Origin of the sequence: Natrinema ejinorense (assembly GCF_002494345.1) — an archaeon.
In the GTDB taxonomy this organism is placed as follows: Archaea; Halobacteriota; Halobacteria; order Halobacteriales; family Natrialbaceae; genus Natrinema; species Natrinema longum.
Map to the genome: position 1 here is coordinate 2,480,633 of NZ_NXNI01000001.1, position 18,089 is coordinate 2,498,721.

The 18,089-nt window shown below is 57.2% G+C and carries 23 protein-coding genes and 1 tRNA gene; 13 read left to right on the forward strand and 11 right to left on the reverse strand.

The window, feature by feature from the left end:
• Nucleotides 1-91: 91 nt before the first annotated feature.
• A complete protein-coding gene (locus CP557_RS12345; RefSeq protein ID WP_097380186.1) occupies nt 92-622 on the forward strand; it encodes a hypothetical protein in 531 nt (176 codons plus the stop codon).
• Between the two features lie 61 nt (nt 623-683).
• Here CP557_RS12345 and CP557_RS12350 read toward each other — a convergent pair whose 3' ends face one another.
• On the reverse strand, nt 684-1,592 hold the full coding sequence (locus CP557_RS12350; protein WP_097380187.1) for a serine/threonine-protein kinase RIO2: 909 nt from the start codon (nt 1,590-1,592) through the stop codon (nt 684-686).
• A 200-nt stretch (nt 1,593-1,792) separates the two neighbouring features.
• Between CP557_RS12350 and CP557_RS12355 the strand changes: the two genes are divergently transcribed.
• On the forward strand, nt 1,793-2,635 hold the full coding sequence (locus CP557_RS12355; protein ID WP_097381630.1) for a lipoate--protein ligase family protein: 843 nt from the start codon (nt 1,793-1,795) through the stop codon (nt 2,633-2,635).
• Between the two features lie 144 nt (nt 2,636-2,779).
• On the opposite strand, the gene CP557_RS23070 is transcribed toward CP557_RS12355, so the two are convergent.
• The 6 genes from CP557_RS23070 to CP557_RS12385 form a co-directional block, all read right to left on the reverse strand.
• Nucleotides 2,780-3,091, reverse strand: coding sequence for a hypothetical protein (locus CP557_RS23070; RefSeq protein WP_245852995.1), 312 nt, complete (start codon nt 3,089-3,091; stop codon nt 2,780-2,782).
• A 12-nt stretch (nt 3,092-3,103) separates the two neighbouring features.
• Nucleotides 3,104-3,301: a hypothetical protein gene (locus CP557_RS23075; RefSeq protein ID WP_245852997.1), complete on the reverse strand. Its 198-nt coding sequence runs from the start codon at nt 3,299-3,301 to the stop codon at nt 3,104-3,106.
• 232 nt (nt 3,302-3,533) lie between these two features.
• A tRNA-Ser gene (locus CP557_RS12365) sits at nt 3,534-3,614 on the reverse strand.
• Between the two features lie 47 nt (nt 3,615-3,661).
• Nucleotides 3,662-3,907, reverse strand: a complete 246-nt coding sequence (locus CP557_RS12370) for a hypothetical protein (protein ID WP_097380188.1) — start codon at nt 3,905-3,907, stop codon at nt 3,662-3,664.
• Between the two features lie 7 nt (nt 3,908-3,914).
• Entirely contained in the window at nt 3,915-4,304 is a 390-nt protein-coding gene (locus CP557_RS12375; protein WP_097380189.1) for a Rid family detoxifying hydrolase, read from the reverse strand.
• Between the two features lie 492 nt (nt 4,305-4,796).
• Nucleotides 4,797-5,807: a tyrosine-type recombinase/integrase gene (locus tag CP557_RS12385; RefSeq protein WP_097380191.1), complete on the reverse strand. Its 1,011-nt coding sequence runs from the start codon at nt 5,805-5,807 to the stop codon at nt 4,797-4,799.
• A gap of 537 nt (nt 5,808-6,344) precedes the next feature.
• On the opposite strand from CP557_RS12385, the gene CP557_RS12390 reads away from it, so the two are divergent.
• The 3 genes from CP557_RS12390 to CP557_RS22190 all read left to right on the forward strand — a co-directional run bounded on the left by CP557_RS12390 (nt 6,345) and on the right by CP557_RS22190 (nt 8,284).
• Nucleotides 6,345-6,611 carry a winged-helix domain-containing protein gene (locus CP557_RS12390; protein ID WP_245852998.1) on the forward strand — a complete coding sequence of 89 codons (267 nt, stop codon included), beginning with the start codon at nt 6,345-6,347 and terminating at the stop codon, nt 6,609-6,611.
• 66 nt (nt 6,612-6,677) lie between these two features.
• Nucleotides 6,678-7,292, forward strand: coding sequence for a C39 family peptidase (locus tag CP557_RS22185; protein WP_143825068.1), 615 nt, complete (start codon nt 6,678-6,680; stop codon nt 7,290-7,292).
• Nucleotides 7,289-8,284, forward strand: a complete 996-nt coding sequence (locus tag CP557_RS22190) for a hypothetical protein (RefSeq protein WP_143825069.1) — start codon at nt 7,289-7,291, stop codon at nt 8,282-8,284. Before CP557_RS22185 ends, CP557_RS22190 begins: the two co-directional genes overlap by 4 nt.
• Here the strand turns inward: CP557_RS22190 and CP557_RS22195 are convergent.
• The gene (locus CP557_RS22195) at nt 8,281-8,715 is read right to left on the reverse strand and encodes a hypothetical protein (protein WP_143825070.1); all 435 of its coding nucleotides are present in this window, start codon (nt 8,713-8,715) and stop codon (nt 8,281-8,283) included. The two genes, CP557_RS22190 and CP557_RS22195, sit on opposite strands and share 4 nt — an antisense overlap.
• 191 nt (nt 8,716-8,906) lie before the next feature.
• Between CP557_RS22195 and CP557_RS12395 the strand changes: the two genes are divergently transcribed.
• From CP557_RS12395 to CP557_RS12425, 8 genes are all read left to right on the forward strand, one after another.
• A complete protein-coding gene (locus CP557_RS12395; protein ID WP_097380193.1) occupies nt 8,907-9,296 on the forward strand; it encodes a hypothetical protein in 390 nt (129 codons plus the stop codon).
• Between the two features lie 5 nt (nt 9,297-9,301).
• Nucleotides 9,302-9,436 (forward strand): hypothetical protein, encoded by a 135-nt coding sequence (locus CP557_RS23285; protein WP_281255560.1) that lies wholly within the window; start codon nt 9,302-9,304, stop codon nt 9,434-9,436.
• A 1-nt stretch (nt 9,437) separates the two neighbouring features.
• Nucleotides 9,438-11,045, forward strand: a complete 1,608-nt coding sequence (locus CP557_RS12400; RefSeq protein ID WP_097380194.1) for a hypothetical protein — start codon at nt 9,438-9,440, stop codon at nt 11,043-11,045.
• 45 nt (nt 11,046-11,090) lie between these two features.
• Nucleotides 11,091-11,663, forward strand: coding sequence for a hypothetical protein (locus CP557_RS12405; RefSeq protein ID WP_143825071.1), 573 nt, complete (start codon nt 11,091-11,093; stop codon nt 11,661-11,663).
• Nucleotides 11,660-12,517 carry a hypothetical protein gene (locus CP557_RS12410; RefSeq protein ID WP_143825072.1) on the forward strand — a complete coding sequence of 286 codons (858 nt, stop codon included), beginning with the start codon at nt 11,660-11,662 and terminating at the stop codon, nt 12,515-12,517. The genes CP557_RS12405 and CP557_RS12410 overlap by 4 nt, the downstream gene beginning before the upstream one ends.
• Nucleotides 12,510-13,715, forward strand: a complete 1,206-nt coding sequence (locus CP557_RS12415) for an ATP-binding protein (protein ID WP_143825073.1) — start codon at nt 12,510-12,512, stop codon at nt 13,713-13,715. The genes CP557_RS12410 and CP557_RS12415 overlap by 8 nt, the downstream gene beginning before the upstream one ends.
• Nucleotides 13,716-13,871: 156 nt before the next feature.
• On the forward strand, nt 13,872-14,243 hold the full coding sequence (locus CP557_RS12420; RefSeq protein WP_097380198.1) for a hypothetical protein: 372 nt from the start codon (nt 13,872-13,874) through the stop codon (nt 14,241-14,243).
• Between the two features lie 388 nt (nt 14,244-14,631).
• Nucleotides 14,632-15,039 (forward strand): HNH endonuclease, encoded by a 408-nt coding sequence (locus CP557_RS12425; RefSeq protein ID WP_097380199.1) that lies wholly within the window; start codon nt 14,632-14,634, stop codon nt 15,037-15,039.
• Between the two features lie 487 nt (nt 15,040-15,526).
• Here the strand turns inward: CP557_RS12425 and CP557_RS12430 are convergent, their stop codons facing one another.
• From CP557_RS12430 to CP557_RS12440, 3 genes are read right to left on the reverse strand one after another with little or no spacing between them, the layout of a single operon-like run.
• Nucleotides 15,527-17,143, reverse strand: a complete 1,617-nt coding sequence (locus CP557_RS12430) for a DUF7845 domain-containing protein (RefSeq protein ID WP_097380200.1) — start codon at nt 17,141-17,143, stop codon at nt 15,527-15,529.
• On the reverse strand, nt 17,140-17,343 hold the full coding sequence (locus CP557_RS12435) for a hypothetical protein (RefSeq protein ID WP_097380201.1): 204 nt from the start codon (nt 17,341-17,343) through the stop codon (nt 17,140-17,142). Before CP557_RS12435 ends, CP557_RS12430 begins: the two co-directional genes overlap by 4 nt.
• The gene (locus CP557_RS12440; RefSeq protein WP_097380202.1) at nt 17,340-17,591 is read right to left on the reverse strand and encodes a hypothetical protein; all 252 of its coding nucleotides are present in this window, start codon (nt 17,589-17,591) and stop codon (nt 17,340-17,342) included. The genes CP557_RS12435 and CP557_RS12440 overlap by 4 nt, the downstream gene beginning before the upstream one ends.
• Between the last annotated feature and the right edge of the window lie 498 nt (nt 17,592-18,089).

Genomic DNA, 18,089 nt, shown 5'->3' on the forward strand with positions numbered 1-18,089 from the left:
TCTGGCAGGGTGTCTGGGCAGTCGGCCCGATTCGCAGCCGAACGCTGGACCAGGTGGTTCCGAGGCAAATACCTCCGGAGCCGGCGATTCCGTGCCCAGTGACGCCGAATCCGACGGTTCGGAACCTGCCGACTCCGGCGACGGGAACTGTGATCGTGAGCCGGCAGCGATAACCGACCCCGACGGCGATGCCATGGTGGCGGTTACGGCGAGAGAGTCGATCAGTTACGACACGCCTGACGACGGCGTGACACTGGACGTATCGCGCATCGAATTCGACGGCGCCGACGTTCCCACCGTCGTCTACGAGGCGGATCGGACCGTCGAGCTCTGGTCGGACGCCACGGACGACACGAACGGCGAACTCACGCTCCTCGAGAAGCGCCCGATACCAGTCGGGACGTACAGCGGCATCCGGGTATACGGGAGCGCGTCCGTCACCGAGCCGTCTCGCAGCGACGACCGGGGCATTCGACTCAGCGGCGGCGAATACATCGAAGACGTGTTCGGGACCGTCTTCCAAGCCGACGATCGGACGGAATTCGTCTTCCAGACGGTGCTCGGCGGGGTATCCGACGAGAACGAACTCGAATTCTACGGTCGGATCACGACCGGCTGGTAATTCCCGAGTTCGAGTCGGTCAATCGAGACACTCGGGGGTCACGAGGACCAGCGCTGGCCTCTCAGACGAAGTCGGTAATCGTCTCGAAGGAGTCGGCAGTAATCGATTCGGCCAGTTCGTCGCTCCCGAGGTCGTCGGGGACGTACTGTGGGTACTTTCGGCGGAAATATCCCACGATATTGGTCAGATCACGCCGAAGGAACTTGGCGGCGTTTTCGTGATCCGTCGGGACGGCCTGGGGCCAGTCGAAGATTTTCACTCCCGCTTCATCGACGAAGACGTTGTACTCGCTCATGTCGGCGTGGACGTAGCCGTTCGTGTACGCACGTGCGATTTCGGCGAGTAACAGCTCCAGAACACCGAGTATCTGTTCGTCCTCGAGTCGGGTCCGCGAGAGCTCGACGCCGTCCATCTTCTCCATGACGATGGCGTGGCGGTTCTGCCCGATCGGCTGGGGGACCGCGACGTCGGGGTAGAGGGACTCGAGAATCCCGTGCTCGCGCTCGGCGGCCTTCCGGGCGGTGTACATCCAGGAGACGTGGTCGTTGTCCGACGTGTAGTCGCGCTCCTTGTGTACCTCCCGGAAGTTCGTATAGCCCTCGCGGTGATACTTCAGCGCGAGCGGTTTGTAGGATTTGACCTCGTAGACGTCGCTTTCCTTGCCGACGCCGAGTGGCGAGCCGAACTCCGAGATCGTGTCCTGCTCGACGAGCGCCCGCAGGGCGAGGACGTCGTATCCCTCGAACTGCAGGGTATAGCCTTCGTACTGGATCGTCTTTTTTTCGATCAGGCCGCGCTTGAGACAGCGCTCGAGCCGGTAGTCGACCTCTTCGTCGGTCAGTTCCGTGAACTTCGGGAGTTTCTCCCGCTGGACCCACTCGGAGAATCGCATCCCCTGTTCGACCCCAGAGAGGAGATAGAAATCCTCATCCTCGAGTTCCGGGAGCAACCCGGCGACGTTTCGCACCATGGATACCGGTAGCCGGCGTGTACGTAAAAACGGCGTGACGGACGGGCTGCAGTCGGGAACCGTCGGTCGCTCGGAGACCCTCCCGTTTCGGGTCGTTCGAATCGATTCGAACTGGCAATCCTCCTCGATAAATTACATTCCGATATATGAAATCGCACGCTGTCGGAAGGACTTTCGACCTCGTCCGCGTGGATTCGTACATGACGGCACTAGACGATCGAGAGTGGCGAGTGATCAGAGACGGCTCCCGCGAGGGCGCGATGCAGATGGCACTCGAGGAAATCGCCGCGCGAACGGCGCTCGAGGACGGCGTTCGAACCGTCCGCACGTACTCGTGGGAGCCGAGCACGCTCTCCCTAGGGTATCGACAGGACGCAGACACGGTCGACTGGGAGTTCTGCGAGCGGGAGGGGATCGATGTCACTCGCCGGCAAACCGGCGGCGGCGGGATCTATCACGACCGCTTCGCCGACATCTCGTATACGATCGTGGCCCCGGCTGACGAAGTCCCGGGGGACCTGATGGACTGTTACGAACTGTTCTGTGACCCCATCCTCGAGGCCTTCGATCGAATGGGCGTCGACGCCGCCTTCGCGTCGGTCGAACAGGACGCCATCTACCAGCCCTCGTGCTATCTCCGGGACATCAACCCGGCACACGACATCGTCGCGACGACGGAGGCGGGCGACGGGGCGAACAAGATCAGCGGCAACGCCCAGTATCGCCAGCGCGACGTCGTCATCCAGCACGGTTCGATCAGCTACGCCCTCGAGCCCCGGAACCACGTCGGCGTCTTCGACGCCGCCCTCGCGGAGTCGACGTTTACCGATCGAGTGACGAGCGTTCGCGATGTGGCAGGGATCGATCGTGACGACGCAGTCGAGACGATCGCCGAGTCGCTACGGGACTGGTGTGACGCCGACGAATCGAGCTGGCGCGACGGCGAACTCGAGGCCGCTCGAGCACTCGCCGACCGGAAGTTCGGCGCTGACGAGTGGGTTCGAGATCGAGAAGTGCTCGCGGCCGGTGACAGCACACGGTGACGACCCAGCGACCGGCTGGCCGGTAGACGAGCGATCGGAAACGGCTGTAACCGCCAAACCGGTAGTACGAGGTCCTTACTGCGATCCGACCGGTCGGTACGGACCCCGTTACGATATTCGATCCCGATGGAGTCATCGTCGGAGTCATTCCGGTCGGCCGATTCGAAACGGTGGTGTGTCAGTGTGGTACTCTGGAACGCGGCGATCGAGTGACTCCGACTGGGTACTTGCGATCGATCCCCCTGTCGATGCGAGCGCGATCACGCTCCATTTTTCGCCGACCCGTTCGTCAGCGACAACCCGCAATGATTTACGAATAGTCGTGTCGGTGACGCCGCTGACGTGTGTCTCGTTGAGCGTTCGGTCCACGGATCCGTCACCGTTCGTGTCGACGCCGAGCACGATCTCCCCGTGCTGGGCGCTGTCGACGGTGAAGTTCTCCCGTGGATACGTCACCGAGAGCGACTCTCACTCGCTGCCGACGACCGATTCGGTAGCCTCGATTCGGACCGATTGATTGGTCGCCGTCGCGTTGACGGACGGATCCTCGGACTCGAGTGTGTCGCCGGTATCGGACGATGGGACGGCCGTGTCACCGCCAAAGCCCGAACGATCGGCAATCGATACGAATACTGCCAGCGTCACGACGAGCAGTATTCGGCGCATCCGTCACGGATCACACCACCACGGGTGAAAGTCCTCCGATCACGACGTTCGGACAGGAAAGACGAAGGGACAGGCGCGTCGGACCACGAATCGGGACACTCGTGGTCCACGTGATCGGGAGAAGCATCGCTCGTCGGCCGATGTCGACAGAATAGATCGTCAACTGTAACGGTTACACGCATTCGCCGTGACTGCGCGGCGAATGCGCTCACTGGTTTCCAGTGACGGTATACGCCAGGACAGGGATTTGAACCCTGAATCCCAAAGGGAACACGCTTTCCAGGCGTGCGCCTTACCGTTCGGCCATCCTGGCTCAGGTCATCCTAACCACGTCCGTCGTTTAACTGTTACGAGATACGCTTACGCGTCCCCGCGATCGGCCGCCCATGCGGCGACGTGTGGCTCGAGCAGATACGCCCCACCTCCCGCTCCGAGCCCAACCAGCGCTGCGAGGGCCAGCGCCTGTGTAATCGTCGCGATCGGCTCGGCGAGCAGCGCGTAGCCCTGGACGAGCACCAGAAACGACAGGAAGCCGACGAGGCCCCACAGGAACGCCGATTTGGATCGCGGATCGATCCCCCGCTTCCCGGACGGATACCCGCTCACGGTGGGCTCACTCGCCTTGCTCGACGCTCGCGATGGCTTCGATCTCGACGCCGACGCCCTTCGGGAGCGCGGCGACCTCGACGGCGCTGCGTGCCGGCGGCTGGTCGTCGAAGTAGTCGGCGTAGGCCTCGTTCATCGCCTCGAAGTCGTCGATATCGTCGAGGAAGACGGTCACCTTCAGAACGTCCTCGTAGCTCGCGCCGGCTTCGTCGAGGACGGCATCGAGGTTGTAAAGGGCCTGATTCGTCTGGTTCTCGATCGGTTCGTCGTCGAGCAAATCGCCGTCAGCGGTCATGGGGATCTGGCCGGCGGTGAACACGAGCGAGCCGTTCGTCGTCGCCTGACTGTAGGCACCGACCGCGGCGGGCGCGTCGTCGGTCTCGATAATTCGTTTCATACTCGATCCCTCACAGCGAGACGGCTTAAAAGCGGGCGAAGTTCCGTTCCGGAGACGCCGCTTCCCTCGAGGAACGCGATCGGTGACGGAAATCGCTGTCTCACCCACCCGAAAAGCGGGCCTGCGGTGTCGAACGCTGTGGCACGGTTCGTCGTCAGCGAACCGCGAGACGAGTTCCAGACAGGTCTTCGCGAACGAGTACGCGAAGCGGCGACTGCTCGAGGGACGAAGATCGCTCGCTATCGTTGGGCGGCGTTGTCGCCCGACCGCAATCGATTCCGTCGGAATCACTCGTCCACGAACTCCGGATCGCGTGATAACGAGAGACGCTAACGGCGTCTCTCGACCCACGACCCACAGGGCCTCACATCCGGATGTCGACGACGGTTTGCGCCGCTCGCGAATTTGCTCGCGGCGCAGAATAGTGGACTCGTCGGGAACCGTGAAATTAACCAGACGGCGTAGGGTTCGGAGGGTATCAGCGACCGCCATTCAGAACCCCTCCAGGAACTTGCGCCGCTGTTCCATTTTCTCGTCAGGTTGGCGCGCATCGTAGTGCTGGTACAGCACATCGAGAGACACGTCCATCCGGTCGGAGACGATCTCCGGCGGCACGTCCTCGAGTAGGTGGCCGGTGATCGCGCCGCGACGAATAGCGTGGGGTGAGCGCGTCGAGGGGCACTTAGACGGAACACTCGCGGCTCCGACCGCTTCGCACGTCTCGGGGTCGCGATCGTGCGGACAGTCCGCGACGAAACACGGCTGGCAACAGCGGTAGACGGTGTTGCGGATCGATCCACCGGAGATACGGCCTTGTTTGGTCGTCAGTAGCGGCTCACGCCCGTAGTCGTCGGTCGTCTCGATTCGGTTGACTTTGATGTACTCCGAGACGACGCTGTACCACTCCGGACCGAGGAATACCCACCGCTCGCTGCGGTCCTTGTTTTTCAGCGGCGTATCCGTCTCGGGACGGTGCTTGAGGTAGATCGCGAATTGATCGCCTTCGAGGTCATCGAGGTCGATGGACCGGAGCGCCGAGAGACGCATCCCGGTCCGCCAGAGGATCGCCATGATGACGTGATCCCGGCTCGCGTACTCGTACCGGTCGAGGTATTCCAGAATCTTCTCGGCTCGAGGGCGCTCGAGCTTGATACTCCGGGATTCGGACCCGTCGGGAACTACCGGTGCGTGGACCTTCTCGTTCAGTCCCTCCGGAACGGCCTCAATATCGGCGGCCCAAGAGAGGAACTCCCGAATCGCACTCAGGTTCTTCTGGAGGGTGATCGGCTTCACTTTCTCGCGGCGGTGAGCGACGAACAGTGCCAGGTCCCGCCCGGAAAGGTCGTTCAGGTTGTCGATCTCGTTGTCCGAACACCACGCAGTGAACTGCTCGAGCGTCGTCTGATTGTTGTAGTACGTCGATTCCGCGACGCTCGGCTTCCGGTGTGCCAGGAACGCTTCGACACCCTCGGTCGGCGTCATCGGCTCGAGATCGTCGCTCATCGACTCACCTCGAGCGTGTCAGCGGGATGGTTGAATTCGGTACTCTTACCGTGGTGTGGAGTGCATTCGGGCATGGTCTCAGTGCTCAGTGTATTGGGACCGCGGACGAACCGTGCACGCCACTGTGTAGGAGCGGGGGCGTGCACGGCTGCTGTCCGTCGGTGATTTGTAACGACTGGCCGGCGTAATATTAATTCTAACCGAGCCGTTTCCGATACTTCCGATACTGCCAGACGGCGTCCATCGAACGGGGAGTTTATACCCCGCGTGTGTGTTGTCGATCATGCTTCCGTAGTGTGGTTACGGGAGCTTCTCGCGGACCCGGTGGCCCTAACACCGGTCCGCTACATTTCAGGACCCGTGAGAGTCAGGTCCGCGTGTAGCTTCCGTAGATCTATCGTAGTATTCGGATTACTTATAGATTTGGCAATGTAGGTTATCACAGAATGATCTATACATTGCTAATCATCCAAGAAGACGATATTACTAAGCGGCAACCGAGAAATATGGGTATGAATGCGTCCGAGAGCAGCATGGATGACCGATAGCGATGATACTCTTCTAGAGTTCCTTTCAGAATACGAGTTGGCGCTTTCACCTCGAGTAATCGAATATAATCTTAACACAAGACACAAATCTAGTATCTCCTACTCGACGGTTAATCGACGGCTGAAACTTCTCCGTGAGGCAGAACTAGTAGAGAAAGAGTATGAGGAAGGTGGTTTCTATGCTATCACCAATAGAGGCCATGCGTATCTCAAGGGCGAACTCGATGCTGATGAACTTGAACAATCTGACCAATAAAAGAGTTAAACGGTTTTCTTTGGAGAAGGTTCAAGTTGATTCACAAGTATATCGAACTAGGACTCTATGTCATCCGACCAGTCACATACTATTGAAGTGGGTGGGGTCGATGCACTTTACGTTCCATTAATGACTCAGCCTAATAGAGAAAAAGAATGTCTCCTCTACGCAGTTGCTATGAGTCTTCGATACTGCTCTAATGTTCATCCTTCATCTGCCATCCGTGATGACTCTGAGTTCATGAGCCCTGAGGAAATGAAAAATGAATATATCAGGGTTCGTGATTCTGGTTGGGCACCTACTAACGATGATCTGCAGACACTATCAGATGAGTTGGGCGTACTAGATCTCTCTATGCAATACTGGCGACGATCTCCACCGATGGGTGCCTTCGGTGATATAGTTGAAGCAGGATTAGAGAGAGATATGCCTACAATAGCAATCGTTGATGCAAAGCAGATTCAGGGACTCAATTCTGAAGATGGGCAGCATGCTATTGTTATAACAGGAATTTCTCCAACCCATGTTGTTGTCGCCGATCCCTGGCGAGATAGTGCAATCAGATTAAAAAGAGAGATTGTAACTGATGCTTGGGACACAAAATTAAATCGTTTAATATCAATAGAAGCAGTTCAACAAGACTCGCTGGATACTGTTCAAACAGAGGTTGAACCGGCATGAGCCCAGACAATAAGGGAGGCGTGTCTAAAGACACAAATAAAAAATTGATTAGTGAGACAGAGGCCAGACGAGAAGCAGAACAGGTCTTGGCCTTTGAAATAGGGAATATTCCACATCTAGGAGACGCCAAAGAGACGGAAACAGAGTATGTATTTCCAATAGTCACTACTTTGCCCCGAGTTATATTTGATGAAGATCGGGAGTCCCCAGTTGATGTTAAATTCATGTCAAGTGAAAAGGTAGGGGAAATCAGGATTGATGGAAACTCTGGCGATTTAAAAGATAGATCTCACATATATGAGATTGAACGAAAGATACGAAGTCAGGAGCAGGAGATAAAGAAAACGGTTGAAAAGGCCCTTGTACGGTCATCTGCCGGTCGGTTTTCGAAATTGCCATTTCCTGAACACCGGTATACGCCAATTACAGATTTGCTCTCGCACCTAATTCTCCAGGGTCCAGTCCGTCCTGAAGATTTAGATGCAATGAATGCAGCTGATAAACAGAAATACCATGATTATGTCGAAATGCTTGAACAGGTGAACTTAGTTAGGACTCGTGGAGATGAAATTGTAGCCGATAATATATTCATTGAGATTCAGGCACAAAAGGACACACACACTGAAATGTTAGATGGTGCACTAGCTCATTTCTTCCGACAAGGGGCAGATCATATTGAGACAATTCGTGAGATTCTTGGACCGTACCTGATATTGTCCGGATATTATTATCAGCGTGCTTTAGAAGTTGAGGATGGACATCCATCGATTACAGAAGCAGAGTTTCGGGAACAAATTAGCCAGAATTACGCTGGGAACAACCGTGCTCAAAAGCAGTTCAAGCTTCCTCGATACATGATCCAACTTGAAGAAGTAGAGATTCTCAAATGCGATGAAGATCGTGACGGTGCATGGAAAGGACGTTCTGAGGTCAAGGAGGATCTACTTCGACAAGATGACCTTCTATCCCCTATTTCAGACGTGATGGCTTAGGTCAACTCAGTAGCTAATCTCATGAAGTAACCGGAAAGTGTCCCTGCGAAAAAGATCAGTGCACCACCATCACGACCAAGTTCCATTGTGATCCAAGCGAGTCCTCCAAAGAGTGCGAGGACCAAAACAACACTAAGAAAAAGGATAAATATTCGATACTTTATTTTACGCCATTGTATTTCCTTATACTCACCCGACAATTTCTCTATTAATTCATTAAATTCACTAGGGCTATAATCGGATAGCACTTCAGATAGCGCTCCTTGCTCAAATCCTCTTTCTACTGCTGAAGATATTGCATCTGGGCTTTCCCCTACAGGATATTTGTCTAAGTCGACTTCCTCATCACCTTCAACTTGAGGTTGCTCCTCATGAGAAGTTGATTCCCTTTCAGATTCTGATTCAAATTCGTAGCTCTCAGATTCCTCCATAGTACCTTTCTATAATTGTTTGTGAAAAATGTACTGTAGAGTGTGGGTATATCATTCATACAATACCAGGGCCTAATTAACCATGAGTGAAGATGTCTCGTTGACGAGGCAGCAAATATTGGCCTTAGAGGGGCCAGTACCTCTCAAAACGGGCCTTTATTACTCAGTTCCGGAACGTTCCGGCTTGCACTATGGCATCAAACAGATTCGACGGCATCGACATGCTGTCACTGGTACTGTACCCGATCACGACCGGGATGGTCTTAGGCATCTGGACGTGGTCGGTGACGGTCTTCGGCGGGTACGACTTCAGTCAGGGATTCTGGAGTTACGGTAGCACGGAGATCTCGGTCGCGCTCGCACTGACGATCCTCTCGTTCGCGTGGATCGTCTGGAGCAACGAATTCGACGGTACGAACTACTCACAAGCCGAATTCTATACGATCGTCTTCGTCTTCGCGGCTCCGATCCTCTACGCGCTCGTCCCGTTCTTCGCGACGTTCTTCGAACCAGAAATGTTCAGAGTCGTCCTGTACTTCGGCGTCTGTGTCGGGGCAGTCTGGACGTCGTACACGGAGTGATCACGATGACGGACTCAATCAAATCGACGGCGGCCCTGCTCGAGGATGGATTGGTCACGCTCGGCGTCGGGATCGTCTCGGCGATCGCCGTGTACGAGCTGGGAATGCTCGCGCTGCTGCTCGCGACGGGGGGACTCTGAAATGTCGGCCCAAAGCCCACAGCCCACGGTCGGGCAACGGGTTGGGGTCGTCCTGCTCGCGGCGCTCCTGGTCGGCTCGCTCGTCGCGCCGATCGCGGCGACGGGGACGGTCGCGGCCCAGAATAGCACCGATTCTGAAAACGAGTGCATGTATGATCGGATGAACTGGTGGATCTTCACCTGTACCGATGAGAACCCCGACCAAATATCACTGGACCAATCTGCGAGCGCGGTTGAAGCCCAGATTCATCACGATTCGGTCGCGACCAAAGCGAGCTACGAATCGACGGATACGATCATCTCGAACTATGTTGAGGACACCGGCTCGATCGCCTCCATCGAGGCGCGGGCAGAGTTCGCGGATGCATACGAGAACGGGACTGATCCGGCCGTCGCTGACTCCAAGGCCCAGCAGGCCATCTCGGACTACTACGCGTTAAAACAGATCAATCTACTCGAGGACGTGTCCGTTCACAGCAAGGCAATTGCTGACCGGGCTGAGACTGCTCGAGCCCATCCTAATGTCAATGACAAGTTCGTTCACGGAGCCGATGACGGAGCGACTGTATCGGACAACCCGGTTGAGAACGGGACGGTTACGAAAACGGCGACTCTGACAAACGGGTCCACTCACACCTATGTGATACCGAACTTCACGGAATCGAGCAGCGTCAATATAACCGAAGATCCGGTTAGCACACAGTCGGATGGGACTGTCACGCATTTCGACACGGTTGGCGGAACGTATGAGTGGCCCGGAACGGTTCACCTCCTGAATACCGGCGATCTCGACAGTAAGATGGTCTACGACTACCGTCTGGTTCGTGACCGATTTGACGAACTCGCGGACCAATCCAGTACGCTCACGTCAAACTACCCGGATGGCTCCGCACAGGACTTCTACGCCAAACTGGATAGTGGTGAGTTGTCCACTGAAGACCTCCGAGGGATTGAGGGAACGGTTCGGGATAAGAGCGGAGATGCGGATATCTCGGATCAACGATATCAGTGGGCTCTGCGGTCGATGTTTGACATGGACCGGGGCAGTCTCAACACGACCGTCGTTGCTCATTACGATGGTGCCACTGAGCGCGATCGCAACGTCTCCGATAACGGCACCTTCCAAGGATTCGAGTATTCCAGCCATGTGAATACGACCTATGAGGGAATGCTGTTCGCTGACGAAACGCCGCCTGGAGGATTCCAAACGGGCGAATCCTACGATGTCGGTGCGTTAAACGGGACTCCGGTGATGACGACTCCGGTGAACGGAACTGTCCAAGACGTTCACCTCTACCAGGGAACTCTCACGATCCAGAAAATGACGGATGGTGATGGTAACGAAATCAATAGCACTGATTGGGACAGCGGAGCGGATTACCAGACCTTCAACGCCACCGAGTACACTCAGACGATGGACGATGCCCAGCGGGAACAGTCCAACATCATCGACACCTATGGAGGCAGTGACGGAGGTGCCGGGATTGGATGGCCCGATCTCGGAGACGGGGCCTCTCAACAGACAGCAGCGGCACTCGTCGTAGCGGTCGTCATCGTGGCGATCCTTGCGTCTCTGGTATCGGACATCGTGGACTCTCTCGGTCCCTAACACTCACGACTAATGATTTTTCAGTATCTCTCAGGACGGCGGATAGTGTTCGGGCTCGCGGTCGTCGCGATCGCCGTGGGCATGGGCATGGGCGTTGGGCCAGTGACCGCACAGGAGGCACCGGAGAACCCCGGAAACGGCGCAACATGGGGGAATCAGACAGCAGAGAACGCGGAGAACACGTCGTATGTGACCGAAGTAGACCAGACTCTCCGCGTTCTCGAGTGGCGTTACGATAGCGAGGAAGAAATGGTATACATCGAATTCGAGTCAGACGAGAGTAAGACCGTCACAGTGACTGAGGCCCGTCAATTCGAGGCAGGAGCGAGTAAAGGACGGATCAAGCAGAAGCAGATACCGGAAGGGACCAGCAAGGTGAAGCTACCCGTCAAACCGACGGCCGGGAAGGCCGGTGTATCGATCACAACCCCGGAATCCATCGATAACGGGAGTTACACGGTCCTTTCGACGGGAATCGGGGAATCGGAAACGCCGTTCCACCGGACGGGATCACCGTCGGGGTGGTTCGGCGGCGCGTTCACGGCCGTTGCGATGATGGGAGCGGCCGCGTACAAGGTCAGAAACGAGGAACACGGCGATGTGGTGACGGTAGAATGACGGACCAACCTCAGCCAATGCCGACGTTCGCGAGTAACCGGGACCGTCTCGTCTACCTGGTCGCCGAGTACAAGATCCCACTGTCAGTGATGTTCCTCGCGACGCTGGTTATCCTTGCAGTGTGGACACCAAAGGTCCCGAAACCACCGGCCTCAGCCGTTCACTTCTCTATATCTGCGTTCCTGTTGGCCATCCCGACGTACATGGCCGGAATGCGGATCGCTCGGTACCTCTATCCCGGCCCGAACTGGGTATACGTCGGTATCGCAGACCCCGGCACGGCAGGGACTCAGACTGAGAAAACCGGACTCTATGACGGCAAGAAGGTCAAGCCGGATGTGTGGGAAGACCGGAGCGAAGTCGAGATGTCTCCGCTCGAGCCGCCGGAAGGGAAGTTCGACTACGTGGTGACTCGATTCGAGTGGTACGAGGAAATCGGCGAAATCGAAGTGCGCGGTGCGGACCAGACCACGCTCGAGCCGGCCGAGGCGTGGGTCAACGCGAGTCGAGTGGACACGATATTCGATCACCACCAGTCGCTCAAGCGCCGATACGCACACCTGAAACGGAACGTCTCGGAGAAGATCACCGACGTACACGACGCGACGATTATGACCGAGATCGCAGAACACGAGCAAAGCGACCTCGTGCCAGGCGTCGAGATTATCGAAGAAATCGAAGACATGGAATCGGACGTGAAGGACCTGCCGGACGCTCCCGCTCAGGACGACCGAACCCCTCGAGAGCGAGCGCTAGATCTCCAGGTGGCCGACTCGGTTGACGATGCGATGGACGATCTCCGTCCCGAGGGTGGACGGGCGGCAGCGACGGACGGAGGGCAGCCCGATGAGTGAGAGCGACAGTAACGGCGAGTGGGCAGCGTCGGAGAGCAAGGATTGGAAGGATGGCCGTCACAAGCGGTCGAACGAACACGTCGAACAGCACGCGGCCATCGTCTCGGATAGCAAGACGAGGCGGCACCTAACGGCACTCAGCCGGGCGTACGAACGCGCATACTCTCGCGGCTGGATCGACAGCGAGTGGCCCGACTCGCTCGAGGAAACTGACCTGTACCAGGACCGACTGCGATACCACGAGACCGAGACGTTCAGTCGGCGGCTCGAGCAGGGCGAAATGGCGAAGATCCGGCACCACGTCGGCAGTCAGTCGGACGAGATCGACGTGAGCGGCTGGCACGACATCGAACGAATCCGGGACATCGTCTCAGATCGGCACCTTCGGCTCTACGAGTACGGCGAGCCAGGCTCTGGGAAGACCAGTGCCGGCTGTCTCGCTGCCCGTCATTGGCTCGAGCAACAGCGAGACGAAGGGAATGACGATGCCTACGTTATCACGAACATCCGAACGCTCGCGAGCGAAGACGAGTCGATCATCTGGGTAGACAACTGGCCAGACCTGAAAGAGCGAGTATACGCCGACATGGAGGATGTACTGGCGGAGAACGTCGCGCCGGTACTGTTCCTGTTTGACGAAGCGTCATCGCAGGCCAGCGGCGGCGGAAAGGACGGCTGGGAGACAGGGACGAAACTCGCGACTCTCGTTTACAAGATCCGCAAGTTCGGCGGTGCGATCATCATCATCGGTCACGACGGGAAAGACCTGCACCCGGCCGTTCGGGAACTCTGCATGGTTCTCCATAAGGAGTCGAAAAAGAAGGCGCGGTTCTACGAAACTATCACAAATCGGAACCCAAAGCAACCGATCACACCCCAGATCGAAGGCTGGCCCGACTCGAAATGGAGTCCCAACGACAAAGATCCGGCACCGTGGTCGTGGGACGACGGACAGGAGAGCGAAACCGACGGAAACGGCAGTCATATCGCTCGAGACGACGCGTTTCGGGAGTTGGCAATATGGACCGTCGTTCAGGAGAAGACGAGGAATCCGGACGATCCACCGTCGAATGGAGATATCGCAAGTAAGCGGCTGTACGGCGAGTATTCCGCGGAATGGGTCCGACGACGGTGGAACGAGTATCAGGACGGCGAGCACGGCGAGGTAGTTGCCGAGATTCAGCAGGCGATCGCATGACAGCGATGGATTCCAACCCGCTCCAACAACAACCGACCCCGTCCCGTAGAGTAAGGGAATCCCGCACGATGGGCGATGAATAGGTGATTATGGGCGATGTTAGCATGGACAGTAGCCGGGGTCGAACTATATATAATACGCGCGAGAGGTTCACCGATGCCAAGTCACAAATCCAATAAATTCGGCACTGCAGTCGAGAAGCGAGTGGTCGATGAATACCGGCTCGAGCTATCCCGATCGCCGTGGCACGATGCGCTCATGCAGAACGGGAAACCAGTCGAAATCAAGAGTACACGCCTCGAGCACGCCGATGGTGGATCCGGGAACTTCAAGATCTACGAGAAGTATCATCGGAAGCTCCGGCGTCACGATGGCTATTACGTCTTCGGCGTCTACAAATCGTCTCCCTTCAAAATCCTAAAGCTCAAACGAAAGCACTCGTCACAGATCCCGCGCCTATCGTGGCACGGCGGCGGCGATCACCGGGGAACCCAGCAAGCAAAACTGGCGATCGACCGCGTTTTCTGATCCTCGTCGAGTCGCGATCGCGGCGACCGTGCCGACCGCGCTTGAGGAGGAGGACCGAGGCGCGAGAGGCAGCTCCACTCGGAGCGCCGAGCCACCCAGCTGACGACAAGCGCGGTCGATGAGTGCTCAAAATTTTCGGACTTGTTGAAACCCTCATACGGTGATATGTTTCAGCGGTCGTGCTGAATACAGAGCGCATATCTCGCACAGGAAAAACGTCAGGTTCGGCTGGTACCGATCAGTCGATACAGAGTCGATACAGAGCGTACATTCATCGATGGCCCTATACGGGAACGGGCGACCAGCCACTCACCAAGTGGCGCTACATCGTCTAAGTCGTGAAAGTACAATCATTAGATTAACTAACTAGTAGTCTCACCACGGCTCTATGCCTGATTATCCGAGTGACTGGGATAGACGAAGGCGACAGGTATATAAACGTGATAACTACAAATGTCAAAATTGCGGCCGAAAAGGTAGGGGGAAAGGGGATGCTGAACTTCACGCTCACCATGTTGTTCCAAAAAGTGTAGGCGGAAGTGACAAGCTGAGCAACCTAATAACAGTTTGCAAAAGGTGTCATGATTCTATCCATAATGGGAATCAGGTAAGCGATAACCAAAACGATAGCAGTGATAGAATGTATGCTTGCCCAACCTGTAGTTCTATTATTCGAAGAGGCGACTGGAGAGCATACGCGAAACATTTTTCAAAATGTGAACTACCATACAGTAGACCTGAGGGGCTTAGTAACACTAAATGGGAAAAGGTGAAAAAGGCCGTCTCAGAAGCGTGATTGCTATATTACCTTCATTATTTGGTGATAACTACCCACTCTTTGTTCAGTACGGTGTACTGGTTATCGGCTAATCCTGATCAATACTTCAGTACTCAGTTTACAGCCACAGCTCACGGCTGGTTCAGTCGAGAACCTCTGAACAGAACGTATCCGTTGTGCTGCATCCAGCCTCTGTATTCAGCACATAATTCCTATCAAGCGTTGAGGGTTTCAACAGAGCCAAATTTTCGCGCACCCTCAAGGGGTGGGGGCGCGAATGCGCTCCGCTGCGCGGAGCGGTGCGGTGTGTTTTGATGATGTGGCCTTAGCCACACCCCTAACGGGGAACCCGACGGCCCCCGTCGTGGTTCCCCGTCAGGTGTGGCCGGGGCTTGTCCCCGGCCACCCCGCGGCGCGCGCCGATCGGGACCCATCCGGGGCTATTACACGCTGAAAACGGCGAAATAAGGTGGTTAGAATAGTGTTGCCACTGGTCGGCCCGGCGCTACAACCAGCGCCAGGCTGCGCTCTTGCCGCGCTCGCCGAGGTCAACCTGTGCGGAGCGGAACCGTGCTGGATCTTTCCCGGCTTCCGTCCACAGTCGGTAGGCTTCCTTCAGTCGAGTTTCGACGTTCTCCACGCCCTGGAGTCGAAACATCACCCGCGCTTCCTGCCGGTCATCAACATCGACCCCGTGCTTCGCACACCACGCTACCAGCGCACTCGTCGTTTCATCGATTCCTCGCTCGGCTGCTTCGATCGCCTTCGCTCCGGCTTCGACGGCTCGCCGAGTCGCATCTCGCGCTTGCTGAACGGCGTCGTGGACCATCTCGGCGACGTGGTTCGATCGGAGCGAGACGGACCCGTACTCGGATTCGACTAATTCGGGAATCCGTTTCAGCGCCCGCCGAACGCTATCGACGTGGCGACCGTGGTCCTCGGCGATCTCCTGGGGCGACACCTGTCCTCCATCGGTCACCAGCGTCTCGAGGGCTTCCCATTCGACGGGCGAGAGGCCGTCCGAGAGGTGTTTCACCACGATGCTCTCTTGCGTCTCACGTATCCGGGTGAGATCCAGCGAGACGATGTTTACCTCCTGTTCTTCGGTTGGATCGAAATAGGCATCCGCGACGAATGGTCCATTGCCACGATCGTCGTCGGCAGGGTGAACCGGAAGGCCGGCGTCGGCCATCACCGAACACACTGTCTCGTCCAACTGCGCTATCAGTTCCTCGAGGTCGTCGTCGGTAACGCCGATCGTTTCGTCCCACCGGCTCACCTGATACGACGCACCGAGTTTCGGGTTCGCCAGCGTCTCGTCGTCGTCCATCCCGGCAGCCTCGCGGCTGTAGTAGTGTTTCACCTCACGGGGAAACGTGTGGCTCGGGAACGCTTCAGCGACTCGTCTCGGGCCGAGTGTGACCGTATGATAGTAGCCGGGCAGGTGGCGGCCCTTCTCGTCGCGTTCGTTCTGCACGAGTTTCCGATACCCGTCTCGGTCGTTCTCGAGCAAGTGCGCCATGCTGGCGATGGGTCCGTCCCGAGCGTGGATCGGTCCGGAGCGGTCACTATCCAGACGAACGTACCGCTCGGCGTCCTGTACGTTGCTGAACGGGTGGGGCCGATCGAAGTAGCGGCGGTGGATTCCGACGGACTCCGCGGCTCGGCAAAGCAGTTCGTGGTACCGGCGAAAATCGATGTTCGATCCGTTGATTTTGACGTTCACAGCCTCGGTAATCGTCTCGGGAACGCTGTACTCCGAACGCTCGCCCTGGTCGTTCTCGATCTCCATTCCTTGCCACCGTGGGGCGAGGTGCGCGTTGAACGACTGCTCACCAACTGGATCTTCCTCGGGATGTCGAGCCACAGAGAACCGGAATTCGCGGATTTCGTTGATTCTGAACGGTGTTCCCTGGGGATTCTCGGGGCCAGGATGAACGATGCCGCTGTCCTGATAATACAGTTTGACGATCCACCGCTCGGTCCCGCTCTCGAATTCGGCAACCTGTGAACCGTCACCGTCCTTGACCCGCGAATCACAGGCGAAGAACGGCTTGAGTGCGTGGTCGTCGAACAGGTAGTTCGCGGCGAACTCGTGGAAGGCCAGTTCGACGGCCTTCATAGCAGCCCCTCGCGCTCCGCGAAACACGCGGTACAGAGCGGGATCGATTGGCCGAGTCGGCACTTCACTTCCGGCCCAACGTAGTCGCAGTCGTCACACTCCGGCCAGACCGGCTCCGAATCGGTTTCCGATTCCGCTTCCGATAGTTCGTCAGACGAGTCCTGCGGCTCAAGACCGAAGGCTGTCAAGTCCTCGGTCATGCCGGCGATCGTCCCTCCAGGTGCGCGCAACGGTGGTTGTACGCTTCCTCGAGAACGATGTTCTCGGGCCGGTTATCCCACGGGATGTGGTTGCAGTGGTGAACGTCGAACTCGTCGCCGAACACGTCGCTCGGATCGTTCTCGAGACAGGCGACCAGCTGGTGAATGTACGCCGTCGAGTCGTCGTCACCTACACGGCACCGGACGTATTCGTAGCCGAGTCCGGTCTGATGCACCGTGACCGTCACGCCGATTCACCTCGATTCTCGAGGGAGCGACGAATCTGGTCATCGGTTGCCTGATAGGCTGGATGGACAAGAACGGTCCTCGTTTCCACGTCGTACAGACGGCTGGCACGGACGAATTCGTCCGTCATCGGTCCACCTCCCCGCCATCGGTGAGTACAGGCGGAACCCGCTGTGAGCCCGTCCGCTGCATCCGGCGGGGACACCCTCTCGCATGGCCGGCCTCCCCGTCCTTGTTGATCAACCGGGTACAGCGCGCCTCGCACTCCGGACACGTGAACTCTCGAGAGGTACGCGGTTCGGGGTGAGTCCACACCCGCCTCTCGAGTTCATCCGGATCAATATCGGCGAGAAGTTCGTCCAGCGACTTCACGCGCACCACCCCGATTTACTCGTCTCACCGGCAGACGGTGAGGGGGTGCAGCACTGACAGTGCTGAACTCCCGACGAGACCCACCGCTCTATACGATGGGTGTGACGAGAAATCGGGGTGGAAAAGCG